The sequence below is a fragment of the Candidatus Pelagibacter sp. PS_16 genome (assembly GCF_059417965.1).
In genome coordinates this window covers 296037-316556 of record NZ_CM182074.1, presented here as the reverse complement: position 1 = coordinate 316556, position 20520 = coordinate 296037, and the positions used below count along the sequence as shown (strand labels likewise).

Annotated in this window: 22 protein-coding genes; 16 read left to right on the top strand and 6 right to left on the bottom strand. The window is 26.7% G+C overall.

What is annotated here, in order from left to right:
• The first annotated feature begins 3 nt into the window (after window positions 1-3).
• Together purM and purN are read left to right on the top strand one after the other, a co-directional pair.
• Window positions 4-1032 (top strand): phosphoribosylformylglycinamidine cyclo-ligase, encoded by a 1029-nt coding sequence (gene purM, locus AC5SL0_RS01660; RefSeq protein ID WP_006997194.1) that lies wholly within the window; start codon window positions 4-6, stop codon window positions 1030-1032.
• Complete coding sequence (gene purN, locus AC5SL0_RS01655) at window positions 1010-1588, top strand: phosphoribosylglycinamide formyltransferase (protein ID WP_006997195.1); 579 nt, start codon at window positions 1010-1012, stop codon at window positions 1586-1588. The genes purM and purN overlap by 23 nt, the downstream gene beginning before the upstream one ends.
• Here purN and ndk read toward each other — a convergent pair.
• Window positions 1585-1995: a nucleoside-diphosphate kinase gene (ndk, locus tag AC5SL0_RS01650; protein WP_006997196.1), complete on the bottom strand. Its 411-nt coding sequence runs from the start codon at window positions 1993-1995 to the stop codon at window positions 1585-1587. The two genes, purN and ndk, sit on opposite strands and share 4 nt — an antisense overlap.
• Window positions 1988-3445 (bottom strand): leucyl aminopeptidase, encoded by a 1458-nt coding sequence (locus tag AC5SL0_RS01645; RefSeq protein ID WP_018413962.1) that lies wholly within the window; start codon window positions 3443-3445, stop codon window positions 1988-1990. Before AC5SL0_RS01645 ends, ndk begins: the two co-directional genes overlap by 8 nt.
• Before the next feature lie 61 nt (window positions 3446-3506).
• Here AC5SL0_RS01645 and AC5SL0_RS01640 point away from each other — a divergent pair, with 61 nt between their 5' ends.
• From AC5SL0_RS01640 to rsmA, 7 genes are all read left to right on the top strand, one after another.
• Window positions 3507-4643, top strand: coding sequence for an LptF/LptG family permease (locus AC5SL0_RS01640; RefSeq protein WP_494618507.1), 1137 nt, complete (start codon window positions 3507-3509; stop codon window positions 4641-4643).
• On the top strand, window positions 4640-5713 hold the full coding sequence (locus AC5SL0_RS01635) for an LptF/LptG family permease (protein WP_494618505.1): 1074 nt from the start codon (window positions 4640-4642) through the stop codon (window positions 5711-5713). The genes AC5SL0_RS01640 and AC5SL0_RS01635 overlap by 4 nt, the downstream gene beginning before the upstream one ends.
• Window positions 5703-6773 (top strand): putative LPS assembly protein LptD, encoded by a 1071-nt coding sequence (locus AC5SL0_RS01630; RefSeq protein ID WP_494618504.1) that lies wholly within the window; start codon window positions 5703-5705, stop codon window positions 6771-6773. Before AC5SL0_RS01635 ends, AC5SL0_RS01630 begins: the two co-directional genes overlap by 11 nt.
• A 116-nt stretch (window positions 6774-6889) precedes the next feature.
• A complete protein-coding gene (locus tag AC5SL0_RS01625; protein WP_494618502.1) occupies window positions 6890-8146 on the top strand; it encodes an LPS-assembly protein LptD in 1257 nt (418 codons plus the stop codon).
• Window positions 8147-8152: 6 nt separating this feature from the next.
• Window positions 8153-9070, top strand: coding sequence for a peptidylprolyl isomerase (locus AC5SL0_RS01620; protein ID WP_494574216.1), 918 nt, complete (start codon window positions 8153-8155; stop codon window positions 9068-9070).
• Complete coding sequence (locus AC5SL0_RS01615; RefSeq protein ID WP_494618501.1) at window positions 9063-10025, top strand: 4-hydroxythreonine-4-phosphate dehydrogenase PdxA; 963 nt, start codon at window positions 9063-9065, stop codon at window positions 10023-10025. Before AC5SL0_RS01620 ends, AC5SL0_RS01615 begins: the two co-directional genes overlap by 8 nt.
• Window positions 10026-10814, top strand: coding sequence for a 16S rRNA (adenine(1518)-N(6)/adenine(1519)-N(6))-dimethyltransferase RsmA (gene rsmA / locus AC5SL0_RS01610; protein ID WP_494618499.1), 789 nt, complete (start codon window positions 10026-10028; stop codon window positions 10812-10814).
• On the opposite strand, the gene gmk is transcribed toward rsmA, so the two are convergent.
• From gmk to fabD, 4 genes are read right to left on the bottom strand one after another with little or no spacing between them, the layout of a single operon-like run.
• Window positions 10803-11435, bottom strand: a complete 633-nt coding sequence (gene gmk / locus AC5SL0_RS01605) for a guanylate kinase (RefSeq protein ID WP_271726309.1) — start codon at window positions 11433-11435, stop codon at window positions 10803-10805. The two genes, rsmA and gmk, sit on opposite strands and share 12 nt — an antisense overlap.
• A 7-nt stretch (window positions 11436-11442) precedes the next feature.
• Window positions 11443-11682: an acyl carrier protein gene (locus AC5SL0_RS01600; protein WP_006997205.1), complete on the bottom strand. Its 240-nt coding sequence runs from the start codon at window positions 11680-11682 to the stop codon at window positions 11443-11445.
• A 48-nt stretch (window positions 11683-11730) separates the two neighbouring features.
• Window positions 11731-12468, bottom strand: a complete 738-nt coding sequence (gene fabG, locus AC5SL0_RS01595; RefSeq protein WP_494618498.1) for a 3-oxoacyl-[acyl-carrier-protein] reductase — start codon at window positions 12466-12468, stop codon at window positions 11731-11733.
• On the bottom strand, window positions 12461-13393 hold the full coding sequence (fabD, locus tag AC5SL0_RS01590; RefSeq protein ID WP_494618497.1) for an ACP S-malonyltransferase: 933 nt from the start codon (window positions 13391-13393) through the stop codon (window positions 12461-12463). Before fabD ends, fabG begins: the two co-directional genes overlap by 8 nt.
• Window positions 13394-13479: 86 nt before the next feature.
• On the opposite strand from fabD, the gene rpsF reads away from it, so the two are divergent.
• From rpsF to purF, 7 genes are all read left to right on the top strand, one after another.
• Window positions 13480-13845 (top strand): 30S ribosomal protein S6, encoded by a 366-nt coding sequence (gene rpsF / locus AC5SL0_RS01585; protein ID WP_006997208.1) that lies wholly within the window; start codon window positions 13480-13482, stop codon window positions 13843-13845.
• A gap of 2 nt (window positions 13846-13847) precedes the next feature.
• Window positions 13848-14126, top strand: a complete 279-nt coding sequence (rpsR, locus tag AC5SL0_RS01580) for a 30S ribosomal protein S18 (RefSeq protein WP_494618496.1) — start codon at window positions 13848-13850, stop codon at window positions 14124-14126.
• Window positions 14127-14585: a 50S ribosomal protein L9 gene (gene rplI, locus AC5SL0_RS01575; protein ID WP_006997210.1), complete on the top strand. Its 459-nt coding sequence runs from the start codon at window positions 14127-14129 to the stop codon at window positions 14583-14585.
• A gap of 67 nt (window positions 14586-14652) precedes the next feature.
• On the top strand, window positions 14653-16071 hold the full coding sequence (locus tag AC5SL0_RS01570) for a replicative DNA helicase (protein ID WP_006997211.1): 1419 nt from the start codon (window positions 14653-14655) through the stop codon (window positions 16069-16071).
• Between the two features lie 21 nt (window positions 16072-16092).
• Window positions 16093-18477, top strand: a complete 2385-nt coding sequence (locus AC5SL0_RS01565; RefSeq protein ID WP_494618494.1) for an efflux RND transporter permease subunit — start codon at window positions 16093-16095, stop codon at window positions 18475-18477.
• A 7-nt stretch (window positions 18478-18484) separates the two neighbouring features.
• Complete coding sequence (locus tag AC5SL0_RS01560; RefSeq protein WP_006997213.1) at window positions 18485-19030, top strand: CvpA family protein; 546 nt, start codon at window positions 18485-18487, stop codon at window positions 19028-19030.
• Window positions 18984-20465 (top strand): amidophosphoribosyltransferase, encoded by a 1482-nt coding sequence (gene purF, locus AC5SL0_RS01555; protein WP_494617390.1) that lies wholly within the window; start codon window positions 18984-18986, stop codon window positions 20463-20465. Before AC5SL0_RS01560 ends, purF begins: the two co-directional genes overlap by 47 nt.
• The last annotated feature ends 55 nt before the right edge of the window (window positions 20466-20520 follow it).

The following is a 20520-nucleotide window of genomic DNA, read 5'->3' as shown; positions in this document are numbered from 1 at the left end:
CTAATGAAAAAAGAAAAATTTACCTATGAAAAAAGTGGTGTAAACATAAATGCTGCTGATAATTTTGTTAAATTTATATCGTCAATATCATCAAACAAAAAAGGCCAAAAAAAGTTTAATAATATTGGTGGCTTTGGCTCTATAACTAATATTCCAAAAAATCTTAAAAATCCTAAAATTGTAGCTTGCACTGATGGTGTTGGTACAAAAGTAGAGATTGCCAATTTACTCAATAAATATGACACAATTGGCATTGATTTAGTTGCCATGAGTGTAAACGACCTAATTGTTCAAGGAGCAAGACCACTTTTATTTTTAGATTATATTTCTATTAATAAAATTGATTTAAATAAATTAAAATTGATCCTCAAAGGAATAGTAAGAGGCTGTAAAATTTCAAACTGTGAATTGGTTGGTGGCGAAACAGCAGAAATGCCAGGTACCTATGAAAAAGGTAAATTCGATATAGCAGGTTTTGCAGTAGGTTTGGTTGATGAAAAGAAAATACTATCAAAGAAGAATATAAAAAAAAATGACTTAGTGCTGGCTATACCATCTAGTGGTGTTCACTCAAATGGTTATTCTTTAGTTAGGCATGTGCTTAATAAAAAAAAGATTAATTTAAAAAAAAATTCATTTTTAAAAAAAGAATTACTAAGACCTACAAAAATTTATGTCAAAGAAGTTCTAAATTTAATTAATAACAATCTTTTAAATGGGTGTGCAAATATTACTGGAGGTGGACTAGCAGATAATATTAAGAGAGTTATTCCAGATAAATTAGTCGCTGATTTAGATTTAAATAAAGTTAGAACTAAAAAAATTTTTAAATGGTTGAAGCAAAATAACATTGATGACGAAGAAATGTTAAAAACATTTAACTGTGGAGTTGGTTTTTGTTTAATAGTTAATCCTAAAAATTTAAATAAAATTACTAAATTTTTTACAAAGGAATTTAAACCCTATGTTATTGGAAAAATAACTGCAGGAAAATATAAAGTTAAACTTAATGGTAAAATTGACTGGTCCTAAAAAGATTAAAACAGCAGTATTTATATCTGGAACTGGAAGTAATTTAAAAAATTTAATAAAATTTTCTAAAATAAAAAATTCACCTATATCCATAGATTTAATTTTTTCAAATACTTCAAAAGCCAAAGGTTTAAAGTTTTCAAATCAATTTAATATAAAAAAATATGTATCAAGCTTTAAAAACTATAAAATAGCTGAAACAAAAATATTAAATTTATTAAAAAAAGAAAATATAAAGTTTATTTGCCTTGCAGGCTTTATGAAGATTTTATCTAAAAGTTTTATTAAAAAATTTAATGGAAAAATAGTTAATATGCATCCTTCTTTACTGCCAAAATATAAAGGGCTTGATACTCATTTTAAAGCAATACAAAATAAAGATAAGGTAGCTGGTTGTACTGTTCATTTTGTAACAGCAAAGCTTGATTCAGGAAAAATAATTCTGCAAAAGAAAGTTAAAATTTCAAAAAAAGATACTTCTATTTCTTTAGCTAAAAAAGTTTTAAAACAAGAGCACAAGCTCTATCCAGCGGCTATAAAAAAATTATTTAATTAATCTTTAAAGAAAAAATTAATTTCAATTTTAGCGTTTTCAACACTATCAGAACCATGTACAGAGTTTTTATCAATAGAAATTCCATATTTTTTTCTTATAGTGCCTTCTGCAGCATCTTCTGGTTTAGTTGCACCCATTAATTCTCTGTTTCCTAAAACTGCATTTTCTTTTTCAAGTATCATCACGACAATTGGGCCTGAAGACAAATAAGCGCATAAATCATTATAAAAAGGTTTAGTTTCATGAACTTTATAAAATTGTTCTGCTTCTGCTTTTGTTATCTGAATTTTTTTATCTTTGATAATTTTAAAACCTTTATCCGTAAACATTTCTTTGATTTCATTATCTAAATTTCTTTCAACAGCATCAGGTTTAATGATTGATAGTGTTTGTTCTATATTACTCATAATTATCCTCTATTAGTTGGTTTAATAATCTTACTCCATAGCTAGTTGCACCGCCTGAATTTAAAGCACCACCATATTTTGAAAATGCCATACCAGCTATATCTAAGTGAGCCCAAGGCGTTTTATTTAAAATAAATCTTTGTAAAAATTGTGCTGCAGTTGTAGATCCTGCACCACCTACATAATTAATATTTTGCATATCTGCATTTTTTGAGTCTATAAGTTTGTCAAAGTTTTTATGCAATGGCATTCTCCATAATTTTTCTTCAACTTTATCACCTGCTTCTAATAATTGTTTTGACAATTTATCATCATTTGAAAATAGACCTGCATATTCAGAGCCTAATGAAACTATAATAGCACCTGTTAAAGTTGCTAGATCAACCATAAACTTAGGTTTAAATTTTTTCTCAGTAAAAGTTAAAGCATCAGCCAAAACTAATCTACCTTCAGCATCTGTATTTAATACCTCTATTGTTTTACCACTATAAGATTTTACAATGTCTCCAGGTCTTTGTGCGTTTCCACTAACCATATTCTCAACAAGCCCTACAACACCAACAGCATTTATTTTTGCTTTTCTTATTGCTAAATTTTTCATTAAACCCACCACAGTAGCTGAGCCTGCCATATCATAAGTCATATCTTCCATAAACTTTGCTGGTTTTAAAGAGTAACCTCCAGTGTCAAAACAAACACCTTTTCCAACAAAAGCTAAAGGATTAGAATTATTTTTTGCTCCATTCCATTCCATTGTTACAAGATATGATCCTCTAATACTACCTTGCCCTACACCAAGTAACGCATTCATTCCAAGTTTTTTTAATTTTTTTTCATCATAGATATTTATTTTCAATCCAAATTTTTTAAGTGTATTTATTCTTTTTGCATATTCATCAGGGTGTAAAACATTTCCTGGTTCAGACACAAGGTCTCTTGCAAAAAAACTTCCTTCTTCTAGAGCTTTAAATCTTAAATGATCTTGAGTAGATATTTTATTTTTGTTTCCTATAACATTTATGAGAACAGTTTCTTTGTTTTTTTTAGATTTATAGATATTAAACTCATATGATTTTAATTTAAGTCCATGCAGAAAGTAACCAACAAAATTTTTAATTTTATTATTAATTGTATCTGAATTTACAAAATATTCTTTTTTCTTATCATTATTAATATAACTATGAAATTTAGCTCCTAAATTTTCTATATCTGATATTTTTATATCTTTCTTAATGGATACTAAAAATACTGTCTTTTTTGAATTAACTTCAAAAGAAAGTAAATCTTTTTTCAAATCACTATTTTTTAATAAATCAGATATGTAAGAAAATTCTAAATTTGATAGATATTTTTTTAAATTGTTAATATTGAATTTTTCATCAACAAATAAGACAAGGTTGGCTAAGTCTTTTTTTGAACTTATTTTTTTGTAATTAATTTGAATAGTCATAAATTTTAAATACACTCTATGCGAGTTGAGTGGTATATAAGAGCTAATTTACTGTATTTCAATGAAAAAAATTGTTTATAAAAAATTATCTAAAGATTGTGTAAATTTTTTCTTATTAGTTGTATTTACCATCAGTATAATTATTTGGGTATTACAGGCAGTTAATTATCTCGATTTTGTTATAGAGGACGGTCATGGTTTTCTTGTATATTTTAAATATACATTACTTAGCTTTCCTAAAATAATTAGTAGAATTTTTCCCTTTGCTATATTTTTGGCATTTTCATACATATTATTAAAGTATGAGAATAAAAATGAGCTAGTTATATTTTGGAATTTTGGAATTAAAAAAATTAATTTTATAAATTTTTTTATAAAATTTTCGCTTTGGTTCGTACTTATTAGCTTATTATTGAATGCAGTAATAACTCCTTTTGCTCAAGATAAAGCAAGATCCTTTATAAGATCATCTAACTTAGATTTTTTTGAAAGTGTTCTCAAGCCTAAAAAGTTTATAGATATTATTGGAAATTTGACAATTTACTTTGATGAAAAAAATAAAAAAGGTGAATTAATAAATATATTCTTAAATGAAAAAACAGATATTAATAACTCACAAACTACTTTTGCTAAAACTGCAATAGCAAATATAGACAATAATAAAAAGATATTAACATTATATGATGGTAAATCTATCAATGTCATAAATGGGAAAATTTCAGAATTTGAATTCTCAAAAATTGATTATAATATTTCAAAATTTAATTCTAACACAACTACCTACCAAAAGACACAAGAAACAAAAACAATAAATTTAATTAAATGCTCTTTATTTTTTAATGGTTCAATAATTAATTCTACAAATATAGAAATAGAAAATATTAAAAACTGTAGATTAGATAATTTAGAGAATGTCTATAAAGAGCTATACTCAAGATTGGTAAAACCTTTATATATAACTTTTCTAATTTCAATTTCACTTTTATTTATATTAAAATCTAAAAGTGACCATTCATTTAATATTAATAAATTTAAGATTTATTTATTTGCTTTTCTTTTTATTATTTTTTTAGAATCATCTTCAAAATTAATAAGTACGAATTTAATGCAGAACATATTTCTTTCAATTTTTCCATTAATCTTAACATTAATTATCTATCTCTATTTTGTAATAAAATTAAAAATTAATAAAGTATGAAAACCTATATTAAATTTTTAATTAACCTTTTTAATATCTCATTATTAAAAATTTTTATTACTTTTTTTATTATCATTTTAATTACAAATATCCTTGAACAAATTGAATTTTTTAAAAATATAGATTTAAGTTTTTTTTATCTTTTCTTTTTGTCTCTATTAAATACACCTTCGGTCTTATTTGAAATACTTCCTTTTATTTTTTTGTTGGGCACTCAAGTATTTTTTATTCATCTTATTGACAAAAATGAACTACAGGTCTTTAAGTACTCTGGTTTAAATAATATAAAAATCATAAAAATTTTAGGTTTATATTCATTCATTCTTGGCATTATTTTGGTTATTTTTTTTTATAACGGATCATCTATTTTAAAAAACTCATATCTATTAATTAAAAATAACTATTCAGATGATAATAAGTATTTAGCTGTTATCACTGAAAATGGTCTTTGGATCAAAGATGAAATAAATGACAATATAAACATAATTAATGCCCGCCAGGTCAACAATGAATTTTTAATTAATGTTTCCATAACAAAGTTCAATAAAGATTTTGATTTAGTTGAAGTATTACAAAGTGAAAAAGTTGATATTACATCAAAAAAATGGAAAATATTTAATCCAATAACTCTAAAAGGTAATTCACAAAGTACTTTGAATGAATTGATATTACATTCAAATTTTGACTTACAAAAAATAAATAGCTTATTTTCAAACCTTTCTTCTTTAAGTATAATTGATTTAATTACACTAAGAAAAAGTTATATGTCTTTAAATTATTCTGTAACTGATATAAATTCTCATTTGTTGAAAATTGTCTCTTATCCGGTTTACTTAACTCTAATTACAATTTTTTCTGCTATTATTATGTTTAACATTGGCTACCAAAAAAATACCTTTTTTAAGATTACATTAGGAATTTTTTTGTCTGTAATTATTTACTATATTAATAATTTTTTAAGTGTCCTAGGCACAAATGAAAAAATTCCTGTAACACTTTCAATTTTTTTGCCTTTAATTATATTATCAATAATAAATTTCATCTCTATAATAAAATTAAATGAAAAATAAATTTATAACTTTCTTTCTTGTGATTTTATTTACTCTATCTAACTTTAGTCGAGTTCTTGGAGAAGAATTTATTTTTGAAATTTCTGATTTAGAAATTACTGAAAATGGAAATATATATAAAGGCAATAACAGAGGTACAATTAGAACTGATAGTCAGCTTAAATTAATATCAGACAACTTTGAGTATTTAAAAGAAATCAATAGACTGGAAGCAAATGGTGATGTTCAACTTTTTGACTTAAATAACAACATAACTATTAATGCTCAAAAAATTTTTTATCTTAAGAATGAAGAAAAAATTTTTACAGTAGGTAAAACATCAATTAAAATTTCAAATAAATACAATATTGAAGGTTTTGATTTAACTCTTTTTAAAAATAAGATGATTTTATCATCAAAAAAAAATTCAATTATTACTGATAGTGAGTCTAATACTTATAAACTTGAGCAGTTTCAATACTCTATTAATCAAGAAATTCTTAAGGGTGAAAATATAATAGCTATAACTAGTGATAAAGAAAATAAAAGTGATGAATTTTTTCTTAAAACTGGTTTTTTTGACTTAAAAAAAAATGAATTTTTAGGAAAAGATATTGCTGCAAAGTTCCACAAAGATTTATTCGGGGATAACAAGAATGATCCAAGGATAAGTGCAGTATCAGGATTTGGAGACAAGATTAATACCTACTTTAAAAAAGGTGTTTTTACATCATGTAAAAAAACAGATAAATGCCCCCCCTGGAAAATTACATCAGATGAAATTCACCATGATAAAATTAAAAAACAGATTAATTATAAAAATGCTTGGTTAGAAATATATGATTTTCCTGTTGTTTACTTTCCTAAATTTTTTCATCCAGACCCATCAGTAAAAAGACAATCTGGTCTTTTAATGCCTGAATTTGGCAGCTCAAATAATCTTGGTAGCTCAGTTTATCTGCCGTATTTTTTGGCTATATCTGATGATAAAGACCTTACAATAAAACCAAGGCTCTTTGATGATAATAAATTTTTATTACAAAATGAGTATAGACAAAAAAAAAGAATTCAATTACAATAGCAGATTTTAGCTTTGCTAATGGGCATGACTCTAGTTCTCAAGACAAGGGAGATACAAGGTCTCATCTTTTCACTAATACGTTAGTAGATTTGTCGTTGGACAACTTCAAAAAAAGTATGCTTCAAATTAACTATCAAAAAGTATCAAATGATAACTATTTAAAGCTATTTGATCTACAATCTCCTCTTCTACTAGATGACAACAGTGTGCTTGAGTCTAAAATTCAATTTGATCTAGAGCATGAGAGCTATGATCTAACAACCTCATTTGAAATGTACGAAACTTTAAATGGCTCAAATAGCGATAGATATCAATATGTACTACCTAGTTATGATTTTTCAAAAAATTTTAGTTTGAATAATATTGATGGCAGTTTTAATTTCAATTCATATGGAAATAATACTTTAGCTGATACGAATGTTGTTGGATCTACAATTTCAAATGATTTAATTTACTCTGCTTTAAGTAAATTCTTTGATAATGGAATTAAAACAAATTTTGAAATTGCTTTGAAAAATATCAATACTGTTGGTAAAAATAACTCAATATATAAAAATAGTCCACAATCAGAGCTAATGAGCGCATATACATACAATGCTTCATTGCCACTAATTAAAAAAGACTCCACAACATTCAACACTTTAGAACCAAAGCTATCTTTAAGGTTTAGCCCCCATGAAATGAAAGATAATAGAAAGGAGTCTAGAAGAATTGATATTAATAATGTTTTTTCTTCTAATCGATTAAGTTTAGGAAACTCATTTGAGTCAGGTGAGTCTATTACATTGGGCTTTAACTTCAAAAAAGAAAAAGTTAATGTTGATAATAAAATAGATAAGATTGAAGAGTATATTGATTTTAAACTTGCATCAGTTTTTAGATTAGATGAAGAGAAGAATATACCTACAAATAGTACTTTAAATAAAAAAAACTCCAATATATTTGGGGAATTTAATTTTAAGCCTACTAGAAATATTTCATTAGGCTACAATTTTTCTTTAACAGATGATTTGAATACTTTTGAATACAATTCTTTAATAACTAAAATGGAATTTGGAAACTTTATTACTCAGTTTGATTATTTAGAGGAAAGAGGCACTGTTGGCAGTACCAATATAATTCAAAATACAACAAAATATAACTTTGATAATCAAAATTCTATATCATTTAATACAAGAAGAAATCGAAAGCTTGATTTAACAGAGTACTATGATTTGGTGTATGAGTATAAAAATGATTGTTTGGTTGCGGGTGTAAAATATAAAAAGAATTATTATAACGATGCCGATATTAAACCAGTTGAAGAATTATTTTTCTCTATAACAATTGTTCCACTTGGAACTTTTTCACCAGATAAAATGGCTTTAAAATAGGATTATATGAAAAAGAAAATTTTAATATTTTTATTTGTCATAATGTGTGTGCATGCTCAATCAATTGAAACAAAAATAATTCATAATATTCAAAACGAAATTATAACTAACATTGATATTAAAAATGAATTTAAATATCTTGTGGCTCTAAATAATTCTTTAAAAGAGTTAGATCAAGAAAAGATATTAAATATTTCTAACGAATCAATAATAAGAGAGAAGATAAAAAAAATAGAAATATCAAAAAATTTTAAAGAGATAAAACTAAATGAAGACTATTTAGTACTTTTACTAAAGAATATTTACTCAAGGTTAAATCTAAAATCAATAAATGAATTTGAAATTTATTTAAAAGATTATGATTTAAAAATAAGTGATATCGAAAAAAAAATTACTATTGATGCTTTGTGGAATGAACTGATTATAAAAAAATATTCATCTAAAGTTGTAATTAATGAGACTGCATTAAAAGAAGAGCTTCTAAAAAATAGTAAAATTGAATCAAAAGAATATCAATTATCTGAAATTATCTTTGAAGTTAAAAACAAAGAAGAGATCGAAAAAAAATATAAAGAAGTTGTTAAAAGCATAAATGAAATAGGTTTTGAAAATAGTGCTGCAACATATAGTTTTTCCGATTCAGCTAAAATTGGTGGTGATATTGGTTGGATCAATGAAAATTCACTTAATAATAATATTAGAAAAAATATAAGCAGCTTAAAAGTGGGAGAATTTACAAAACCTATAATTTTATCAAATGGTATATTAATATTAAAATTAATAAATATAAAAAATTCCGAAACTACTATTGATATTGAAAATGAATTAAAAAAAGCAATTAACTATGAACGTAACAGGCAGTTGAATCAATATTCAAAAATTTATTATAATAAGATCAAAAAGAATCTAGATTTTAATGGGTAAGGAACCAATAATAATAGTGGGTGGTGAGCCCAACAGTGTTTTTTTAGAAATTTTTTTTAAAAGTTTAAAAACCAATATTTATAAATCACCTTTAATAATCATTATTTCTAAAAAATTACTTCAAGAACAGATGAAAAAATTAGATTTTTATTTCGAAATAAATGATATTGATAAAGAGTTAAAAGATTTCTCTAAACTGACTAATAAAAAAATTAATTTAATTAATGTTGATTATAAGTTTAAAAAATGCTTTGAAAAAATTACTAGTAAATCAAATAAGTACATAGATGAAACTTTTAAAGTTGCTTTAAATTTTATGAAACAAAATAATTTATCCAAATTTATTAATGGTCCTGTTTCCAAAAAGTCTTTTTTAAAAGGAAAAACTTTAGGTATCACTGAATATCTTGCAAAGAAAACCAAAAAAAAAGATTTTGCAATGTTAATATTTAATAAAAATTTATCTGTTAGTCCTCTTACGACCCATCTTGCTTTAAAAGATGTTCATAAAAAAATAACAAAACAAAAAATATATACTCAAGTTAACCTGATTAATAAATTTTATAAAACAAAATTTAATAAACTACCAAGGATTGCAATAACTGGGTTAAATCCCCACTGTGAAAGCAATTTTCAAAATTCTGAAGAAGATAAAGTGATAATTCCAGCTATTAAGAAATTACGATTAAAAAATAATAAAATTAATGGTCCATTTCCAGCTGATACTATCTTTACAAAATTTTTATTAAAGAAATATGATGTAATTATTGGTATGTATCATGATCAAGTACTTTCTCCTATGAAGGCTTTATTTGGTTTTGATGCAATTAATATTACTTTAGGCCTACCATTTACTCGCATTTCTCCAGATCATGGACCAAATTATTCAATGCTGGGTAAAAATTTATCTGATCCAAAAAGCTTAATTCAGGCCTTAAAGTTTTTGGATAAATAAGTGTTCATAAAAGCAAAAAAAAGCCTTGGGCAAAACTTCTTAATAGATAGAGAGGTACTTGAAAACATTGTATCCATAACCGATATTACTAACAAGGAAGTTTTGGAAATTGGACCAGGTAGTGGAAATCTAACCACATACATTTTAAAAAAAAAACCAAAGAAACTCTATGTTGTAGAAAAAGATGATGATTTAGCCATATTGCTAAAAGAAAAGTTTGATACTGAAATCGAAATCATCAATGATGACATCTTAAAAGTATCTGAAAGTACTATCTCAGATCAAAAACTATCTGTCTTTGGTAACTTACCTTATAACATTTCAACAGAAATCTTATCTAAATGGATTCTTAATATTGGCTCAAATTTTTGGTTCGATAGTCTCGTTTTAATGTTCCAAAAAGAAGTTGCTGATAGAATTATATCTGAATTTAATAACTCTAATTATGGTAGATTATCAATTTTATCTAGCTGGAAATTAAATGTAAAAAAGATATTAGACATTAAACCACAAAGCTTTTCACCAAGACCTAAAATAGATAGTTCTTTACTTTTATTCACTCCCAAAGAAAATTTTTTTAAATTAAAGGATCCTAAAAACCTTGAAAAAATTACTAGAATATTCTTCAGTCAAAGAAGAAAAATGTTAAAAAAACCCTTTAACCAAGTTTTTGATAATGGAAAAGAAGTTGCAGAAAAATTCGGTATTGATCTTAATCTTAGACCTCAAAACCTTGAGCCAGAAGTATATTTTAAACTAGTAAAAGAATATGAAGACTTAAGAGGTTAGTTTTTCAACATGTTTTCTGATGAAATCTTTATCGTAGTCTTTTGAGCCATTGTTAATTTCAGCATCAATTAAGCTGCTAATTTTAGAATAACATTCTTCTAGATTGTCATTAATAATTACGTAATCATAATTAATCCAATGCAAAACATCTCTACTAAATTCTTTCATGCGTTCTTCTACTATTAGTTTATCTTTCATGTCTCTATTTGACAGTCTTTCAAATAGTATCTCTTTACTAGGAGGTAAAATAAAAAAAGTAATTAATTTATAATTTAATTTTTTATTCTTGATTTGATCAGCTCCTTGCCAATCAATATCAAATATTACATTTTCACTTTTTTCTAATTTTTCAATAACTGGTGTTCTAGTTGTTCCATAAAGGTGATTAAATACTTTTGCATACTCTAAGAATTCTTCATTTTTTATTAAATTTTCAAATTTATCATGATCAACAAAGTAGTAATCTTTGTCTGCAATTTCGTTAAGTCTAGGTTTTCTTGTGGTATGAGAAATAGAAATATGAAAATTTTTATTCTTAGAGAGGAGTTTTACTAAAGTTGTTTTACCTGCCCCAGATGGGGATGATAAAATTACCATTATCCCATCTTTTTTTATGGACATTTAATTTCTAGTTTGCTTTTCCCGCTATAAAGTTAACAGCGTCACCTACAGTAAGAATTTTTTCAGCTTCACTATCTGAAATTTCTGAACCAAATTCCTCTTCAAAAGCCATTACTAACTCAACTGTATCTAAACTATCTGCTCCAAGATCGTCTATGAAGCTTGAATCGTCTAATACTTTAGCTTCATCAATACCTAAGTGATCTGCTACAATTTTTTTAACTTTGCTTGAAATATCTTCTGACATAATGTTCCTTTTTGTTATATTTCGTTATTAGTTCAAAAAGTAGTTTTGTCAACCCAAATACATGCCTCCATTAACATGTAATGTTTCTCCATTAATATAGTCTGACTGATCTGAGCTTAAGAAATTAACTGCATTAGCAATATCTTCAGGTTTACCCAGTCTATTAGATGGAATTTTAGCGATTATTGTTTCTTTAAATTTTTCATCTATTTGATCTGTCATAGCAGTGCTTATAAAGCCTGGGGATATGCAATTAACATTAATATTTTTTTTTGCATATTCAATTGCTAAGCTTTTTGACATTGCAACTATACCTGCCTTAGATGCAGTATAGTTTGCTTGTCCAACATTGCCAGTATGACCAACAACAGAGGTTATATTGATAATTTTTCCAGATTTATTTTTAAGCATTTTTTTAATTGAATATTTACACATTAGAAATGTAGAGGTTAAATTAATATTTATAACTTTTGACCACTCTTCTAAGCTCATTCTAATAGTTAAATTATCTTTTGTAATGCCTGCATTATTAACAATACAATCTAAGGATCCACCTAGCTCTTTGGTAGCATTTTCTATAAATTCTCCTATTTTATCATGTTGAGAAATATCAAATTTAAGTATTTTTATATTATTAAATTTTTCTTTTAACTCTTCTAGTTTTTCAATTCTTGTACCTGTGGCTAAAATATTTGCACCATTTTGGTTTAACTTCTCAACTATTGAATTGCCAATTCCACCTGAGGCACCTGTGATTATAATATTTTTATCTTTTAAACTACTCATTGATATTAATTAACTTTATATCCTCTTCTGAATTTATTGCACTAACTTTAACATTTTTGTCAATTCTCTTTATTAATCCAGATAAAACTTTGCCTGGTCCTATTTCAATAAACTCTGTAACACCCTTCTCAATCATTAATAAAACACTCTCACGCCAACGAACACTACTTTCAATTTGTTTAACTAGTAATTCTTTTAGTTCATTCGAATTAGATATTTCTTTTCCTGTTACATTTGAAATAAGGATGTTTTTAGGTTCGTTAAAATTTAATTTTGCTATTTCTTCTTTCATTACAAGTGTTGCGTTATTCATCAATTTACAATGAAACGGAGCACTAACTGGTAATTTAATATTTTTAATATTTGAAGCTTTCAAATCAACCATAATTTTCTCTAAGTCTTCAATTTTCCCACTTAAAACGATCTGACCTACAGAATTGTCATTTGCAATAAAGCATTCGTATTCATCTTTATTCTCATCAATAATTTTTTTTATTATTTCAATTTCAGAACCTAAAACTGCAACCATTCCACCCACACCTTTTGGAACAGAGTTTTGCATCGCACTACCTCTAATTTTTAATATTTTTAAAGTATCTGAAAATGACAATGACCCTGCTGCGGTTAATGCAGAGTACTCTCCTAAAGAATGTCCTGCATAAAATTTTGCTTTATCTAAATCAATTTTAAACTCTTCTTTGATTAACTTAAATATTGAATAGCTCAGCAAAAATATTGCTGGCTGTGTATTTTCAGTTAAGTCTAATTCTTCCTTAGGACCATTTAAGATAAGGTTTGATAGTGAGAAACCAAGAGTTTCATCTGCTTCCTTGAATAGATCTTGAACTAAGCTATATTTAGCATGTAGGTCTTTACCCATTCCTACCAATTGTGAGCCTTGACCTGGAAAAATAACAGAAAACATTTAAATATCTAAAGTTTATTATGGTTTTAAGTGTTGTAATTCAATAATTATAATAGTATATCCTCACTTTTTATTAAAGAACAATTATGAATTTATACGAACATACAATAGTTGCTAGACAAGATACTAGCCCGGCGCAAGTTAAGCAATTAACTGAAAAATATTCCAAAATAGTTGAAAAAAATGAAGGAGAAATAGTACAAACTGAAGATTGGGGTTTGTTAAATTTAGCTTACATTATTAAAAAGAATAAAAAAGGCATCTATATGCACTTTAAGATTAAAGGTCCTGGAAAAATTATTGATGAATTAGAAAAAAATGAAGCAATTGATAAAAATCTTCTAAGATATATGACAGTTAAAGTTAAAAAGTTTAATTTAGAGGCTAAATATTTTTCAAAGAAAGATGAATACGAAAAAAAAGAATATAAAAAAGAATATAATAGAGATTAATTATGCCATCAAAAAAAAGAGCAGGAAATAAAAAAAAAGGTAGTCAAAGTAATTTTGCAAAACTAAGTATTTTTCAACCTAATAAATACAAATTTAAGAAAACTTGTCCTTTATCTGCTAAGGGTGCTCCAGAAGTTGATTATAAAAACATCAAATTGTTAAAAAAATACATGTCTGAAAATGGTAAAATTTTACCATCAAGAATTACGAATGTTTCACAAAAAAAACAAAGAGAGCTTTCTCTGTCTATTAAGAGAGCTAGAAATTTAGCGTTAATTTAAATGAAAGTTATACTTTTAGAAAACTTAAGAAGAATTGGATCTATTGGAGAAATCATAGATGTTAAAAGAGGGTTTGCTAGAAACTTCTTAATATCAAATAAAAAAGCTCTTTATGCCTCAAAAGAAAATATTGCAGAAGTTGAAAAGATTAAATCTGAGCTAAGTAAAAAAGATACTGAAAAGAAAAAAGAAGCTCAAAAAATTTCTGAACAAATTAACAATAAAGAATATGAAATTAAAAAATTAAGTACTGAAAATAAAGAATTGTATGGATCGGTTAAACCAACTGAAATTTCAAAACTGATATTAGAAAATGATAAACTAGACATTAAACCTTCAATGATACAACCAATAACTGAAATTAAATCAATTGGTAAATTTAAGGTTAAAATTATTCTACACTCTGAAGTAGATTCTGAAATTACTATCAACGTAGTTACAGCTGATACTATTCAATAATTATACAATTTTTTCCCCAGCATATATTTGTTATTTTTTTAAATCTGAATTGAGATAAGATTTGTTCATGGAAAATAACCTCAGTCTAGTTAAAGATACTTTTAAAGAACTTCCAAACAATATTGAAGCAGAGCAGGCTGTAATTGGATCAATATTAGTTCAAAATGAAACTTTTGATGAAATAAATACTATTGTTTCTAGTGTTAACTTTTATGACCCGATGCATCAAAGTATTTTTTCAGCAATTGAAAGTCTAATTTACAAAGGGATGCTTGCAAACCCTATAACTTTAAAAAATTATTTTGAAAATGAAAAAGACGAATTAAATGTTCCTGAGTATTTAGTAAAAGTTACAAAATTTTCTACTCCTCCAAGACAAGCAATAGAATATTCAAGAATTATTTATGATATGTTCGTCAGACGTGAATTAATTAAGATATCTGAAAATACTATTGATGCTGCAAAACTAAATGCACTTGATGTTAATGGCCAAAATATAATTGAAAATTCGGAAAGATTATTATTTGATCTTGCTGAAAAAGGTTCTTTCAATTCATCACTTATTAAATTTGATGAAGCGATGAAACAAACTATTGAGATGGCCTCAGCTGCTTATCAAAATGATGAGGGGATCGTTGGTGTACCTACTGGTCTAAGAGACCTAGATGATAGACTGGGTGGGCTTCATAATTCAGATTTAATTATTATTGCAGGTAGACCTTCAATGGGTAAAACTGCTTTAGCAACAAATATAGCTTTTAATGCTGCTCAAAAACTACAAGAAAGTGGAAAGAAATCTGCAGTAGCTTTCTTCTCATTAGAGATGTCTTCTGAACAATTATCAACTAGAATTTTAGCAGAACAATCTAGAATTAAATCAAACGATATAAGACGTGGAAGAATTTCTGATGAGCAATTTGATAAATTTATTGAGACATCAAAGAATATTTCTGAACTTCCTTTGTATATAGATGAAACACCAGCTATCAGTATCGCTGCTATGAGCAACAGAGCAAGACGTATTAAAAGATTATTTGGTTTAGATTTGATTGTTGTAGATTACATTCAATTGATGAGAGGATCTGGAAATAATAGAGATGGTAGAGTTCAAGAAATTTCTGAAATCACTCAAGGCCTTAAGGCAATGGCAAAAGAACTTAAACTTCCAGTGATAGCTCTATCACAGCTATCAAGAGCGGTAGAACAAAGAGATGATCATAAACCTCAGTTATCAGATTTAAGAGAGTCTGGGTCAATTGAACAAGATGCTGACGTTGTAATGTTTGTATATAGAGAGGCCTATTACTTAGAGAGAAAAGAACCTAGACCTGCAACTGTTGAGCATGCTGAATGGCAAGCAAAAATGAATGAAGTGTCAAATCTAGCAGAGCTTATTATTGGAAAACAAAGACACGGCCCAACGGGTAATGTTATGGTAGAATTTGAAGCAATGTTTACCAAATTTAAAGATACTCAAATTAACTAATATCCAATATATTAGCTGTGAATGCTTTCTCTATTTTATCAAAATATTGTTTTAAAAAATCCTAAATCAATTTTTATATTACTGTTAATTACTCTCTTAAGTTTTGGGTATTTTTCTAAAGATTTTAGACTAGATGCCTCATCTGATACTCTGTTAATCGAAGGGGACCCTGATCTTGAATACTTGAAAGAAGTCACTGAAAGATATGGTTCTAAAGAGTTTTTAATCTTAACTTATTCCCCTAATGAAGGAATGGTTACTGAATCTTCTATTAATAATCTTTTAAGTTTAAAATATAAAATCCAAAGTCTAGATTGGGTTCATAGTGTTATTACACTACTTGATATTCCTTTATTAAATAATTCAGAAGCACCTCTTCAAGAGAGATTGGAAAGCTTTAAAACTTTAAAAGATGAAGGTGTTGATACTGAAAGAGGATTTAATGAAATATTAAATAGTCCAGTTTTTAGAAATTTTGTTATAAGTGAGGATGGTAAAACAAGTGGCATTATTGTTTATATAAAAAAAGATGAACTAAAAGATATTGAAAATAAATCAGCTCAAGAAATTGAAGAATATAAAGATACTTTAAAAAAGAAAAATCATGAAAATATCACCCAAATAAGAGGGGTTATTAAGTCCTATGGAGATGTTGGAAAAATATACTTAGGAGGTATTCCAATGATCACTGATGACATGATGTCATTTATTAAAAGTGATATTATTGTTTTTGGTCTAGGAGTTCTTTTATTTATTATTGCTACTCTGTGGTTTATATTTAGAAAACTAATTTGGATTATTGTTCCAATTAGTAGCTGCTTTTTTTCAGTTTTAATTATGACAGGTCTACTTGGTCTTTTAGGCTGGAAGGTTACCGTTATATCCTCAAACTTTATCGCTTTAATGTTAATTCTAACTATGGCAATGAATATTCATATGAGCACCCGGTTTCTACAATTAAGAGAAGATTTTCCAAATTTAGATAATTTAAAAATTATTATAATGACAACTAGTAAGATGTTTTGGCCTATTATTTATACAGTTCTTACAACTATATGTGCTTTTCTATCTTTAGTATTTAGTGGCATAAAACCTATTATTGATTTTGGGTGGATGATGACTTTAGGATTAATAACTTCTTTTATAATAACATTTACTTTGCTTCCTACTCTATTGAGCTTTATGTCTAGCAATAAAGTAAAAATTAAAGAAGATGCAGATTCTAAAATTACTTCTTTTTTTGGTAAAATTTCTATTAACAATAAAAGTATAATTTTTTTAGTAACAGGTTTGGTTATTGCCTTAAGTGTTGTTGGGATAAGCAAGCTTGAAGTTGAAAATAGTTTTATAAATTATTTTAATAAAAATACTGAGATTTATAAAGGGATGAAACTTATTGATGAAAAACTAGGTGGCACGACACCTTTAGAAGTTATATTAAAATTTCCTGAAAATATCATAGTAGAGACTACCGAAGATGACGAATTTGAAAGCTGGGATGATGAAGGCAGTAAAGATGATGAAAAATACTGGTTTACAAAAGACAAAATTGAAAAAATTCAAAATGTTCATAATTATTTAGATAATCTTCCTGCAGTTGGAAAGGTTTTATCATTTAGTTCAATTATTGAAGTTGCTACACAATTAAATAATAACAAGCCCCTTGGAACCTTAGAAATGGGTGTGCTTTATTCAAAAATTCCAGAAACTATAAAAAAAGATATTATAGATCCTTATATATCCATAAAAGATAATGAGGCTAGGATAAGCCTTAGAATTATTGACTCACAGGATGGTTTAAGAAGAAATGATTTAATAAACCAAATAAACTATGACCTTGAAAATGAATTAAAACTTAGCAAAGAAGAATTTAAACTAGCGGGTGTTTTAATTTTGTTTAATAATTTACTCCAAAGCCTTTTTAAATCTCAAATACTCACATTGGGTTTAGTAATGGTTGGAATTTTTGCAATGTTTATGATTTTATTTAGAAATTTTAAACTATCTCTTATTGGTGTTGTTCCTAATTTTATTGCAGCTTTCTTTATTTTAGGAATTATTGGCCTGCTTGGAATACCCCTTGATATGATGACTATTACTATTGCTGCAATCACAATAGGAATAGCAGTAGACAATAGTATTCACTACATTTATAGGTTTAAAGAAGAGTTTTTAAAAATTAAAGACTATAACAAAACACTAAAAGTTTGTCATTCAACAGTGGGTGTTGCAATCCTAAATACTTCAATAACCATTGTCTTTGGGTTTTCAATTTTGGTTTTCTCTAAATTTATACCCACAATTTATTTTGGTGTGTTTACTGGTTTAGCAATGTTACTTGCAATGATTTCAGTATTAACTTTACTGCCCTCTCTTATTTTAATAAGTAAACCATTCGGAAAATAATATTATTATGCTTGATGCTTTAAAAGATTTTTATCAAGCGGTGTCTTTAATAGATCTAATATTTCTAATCATTACAATTTTTTCAGTTATCAAGTGTTATAGTAAAGGTTTTGTTTTAAGTTTATTGTCAGCTTCAAAATGGGTATTGGCTTATGTTGTAACTTTACTTCTTTTTCCAAAAGCTAAGCCTTATTTTAAAAATATAATTGATAGTGAATATGTTTTAGATATTGCGCTCGGCATAACTATCTTTATTTTAGTGATCTTTGTTATTCTTATTACAAATAAAGCCATTAGTAAGACGGTAAAATTTGTTGGTCTTGGAAGACTCGATTCCTTATTTGGGTTATTTTTTGGATTTATCCGAAGTTATGTAATCTGTATTTGTTTATTTTCAGCTATAGATATTGTGTATAATTATAGTAAATGGCCAATTAATACTGATAAATCATACGCCTTCCCATATATTGAAAAAGGTAGTAATTATTTGTTGAAAGAGTTTCCAAATGAAAAAAACTATCAAGATTCCAAAGAAAAAATTCAAGATTTATAATCCCAAATTAAAAGAAGAATGTGGTGTCTTTGGCGTAAGTAACAATAAAGATTCAGCCGCACTAACCGCTTTAGGATTGCATGCTCTACAACATAGAGGTCAAGAAGGTTGTGGAATAGTTACATTTGATGGAAAAAAATATTACTCTGAAAAAAGATTTGGCTTAGTTGGAGATAATTTTAATAAAGAGAAAGTGTTAAATAGTTTGCCTGGTGATTATGCTATTGGTCATAACAGATATAGTACAACTGGTGAAAACACTTTAAGAAATATACAGCCTTTTTTTGCAGATACAAATGCTGGAGGTATCGGTGTAGCTCATAATGGAAATTTAACTAATTCAATAACTCTTCGAAATAGATTGGTTCAAGATGGTGCAATATTTCATACTACATCTGACACAGAAACAATTGTTCAATTAATTGCTAAATCAAAAAGAAACAAAACAATTGATAAAGTTATAGATGCCATATTCCAAATACAAGGTGGTTACGCGCTTGTCATGCTAACACAAAATACTTTAATTGGTGTAAGAGATCCTCATGGTATCAGACCATTAGTAATTGGGAAAATCAAAGATAGCTATGTCTTTGCTTCTGAAACATGTGCACTAGATATAATTGGTGCAAAATATATTCGAGATGTAGAAAACGGTGAGGTTGTTTATATAGAAAATAATGAACTAAAAAGCATTAAACCCTTCCCTGCTAGAGAAGTTCGTCCGTGTGTTTTTGAGTATATTTATTTTGCAAGACCAGACAGTTTACTAAATGGTAAATCTGCTTATGAACATAGAAAGCAATTTGGAATTGAACTTGCAAAAGAAAACAAAATCAAAGCAGATATTGTAGTTCCTGTACCAGACTCTGGTAATGCAGCAGCCCTTGGTTTTGCTCAACACTTAGGAATTAATTTTGAATTAGGTTTGATTAGAAATCATTATGTTGGTCGAACCTTTATTGAACCTAGTCAAAAAATTAGAAGTCTTGGTGTGAAATTAAAATTAAATGCAAATCAATCAACTATTAAAAATAAAATAATTATTTTAATAGATGACTCGCTTGTAAGAGGGACAACTTCTCATAAAATTGTGAAAATGTTATATGATGCAGGAGCCAAAGAAGTTCATGTAAAAATTGCCTGTCCGGAAATTAGATTTCCTGATTTTTATGGTGTTGATACTCCTACTAAAAAAGAGTTACTTGCTGCAAATAAAACTAATGACGAAATTTGTGAATATATTGGTGCTAAATCATTAGATTTTTTATCTTTAGAAGGTGTTTATAGAGCAATGGGTTTTAACAAAAGAGATAATAATTATCCTCAATTAACAGATCATTATTTTACAGGTGAATATCCTGTTAAACCTATAGATGAATTAGGGGATGATAAAATTACTCAATTATCATTACTAAGCACCGCTTCAAACAACTAAAGCAACCAATACAAAATTTTCAAAAAGAAGAGTTAAACATAAAGACTTTAAAATG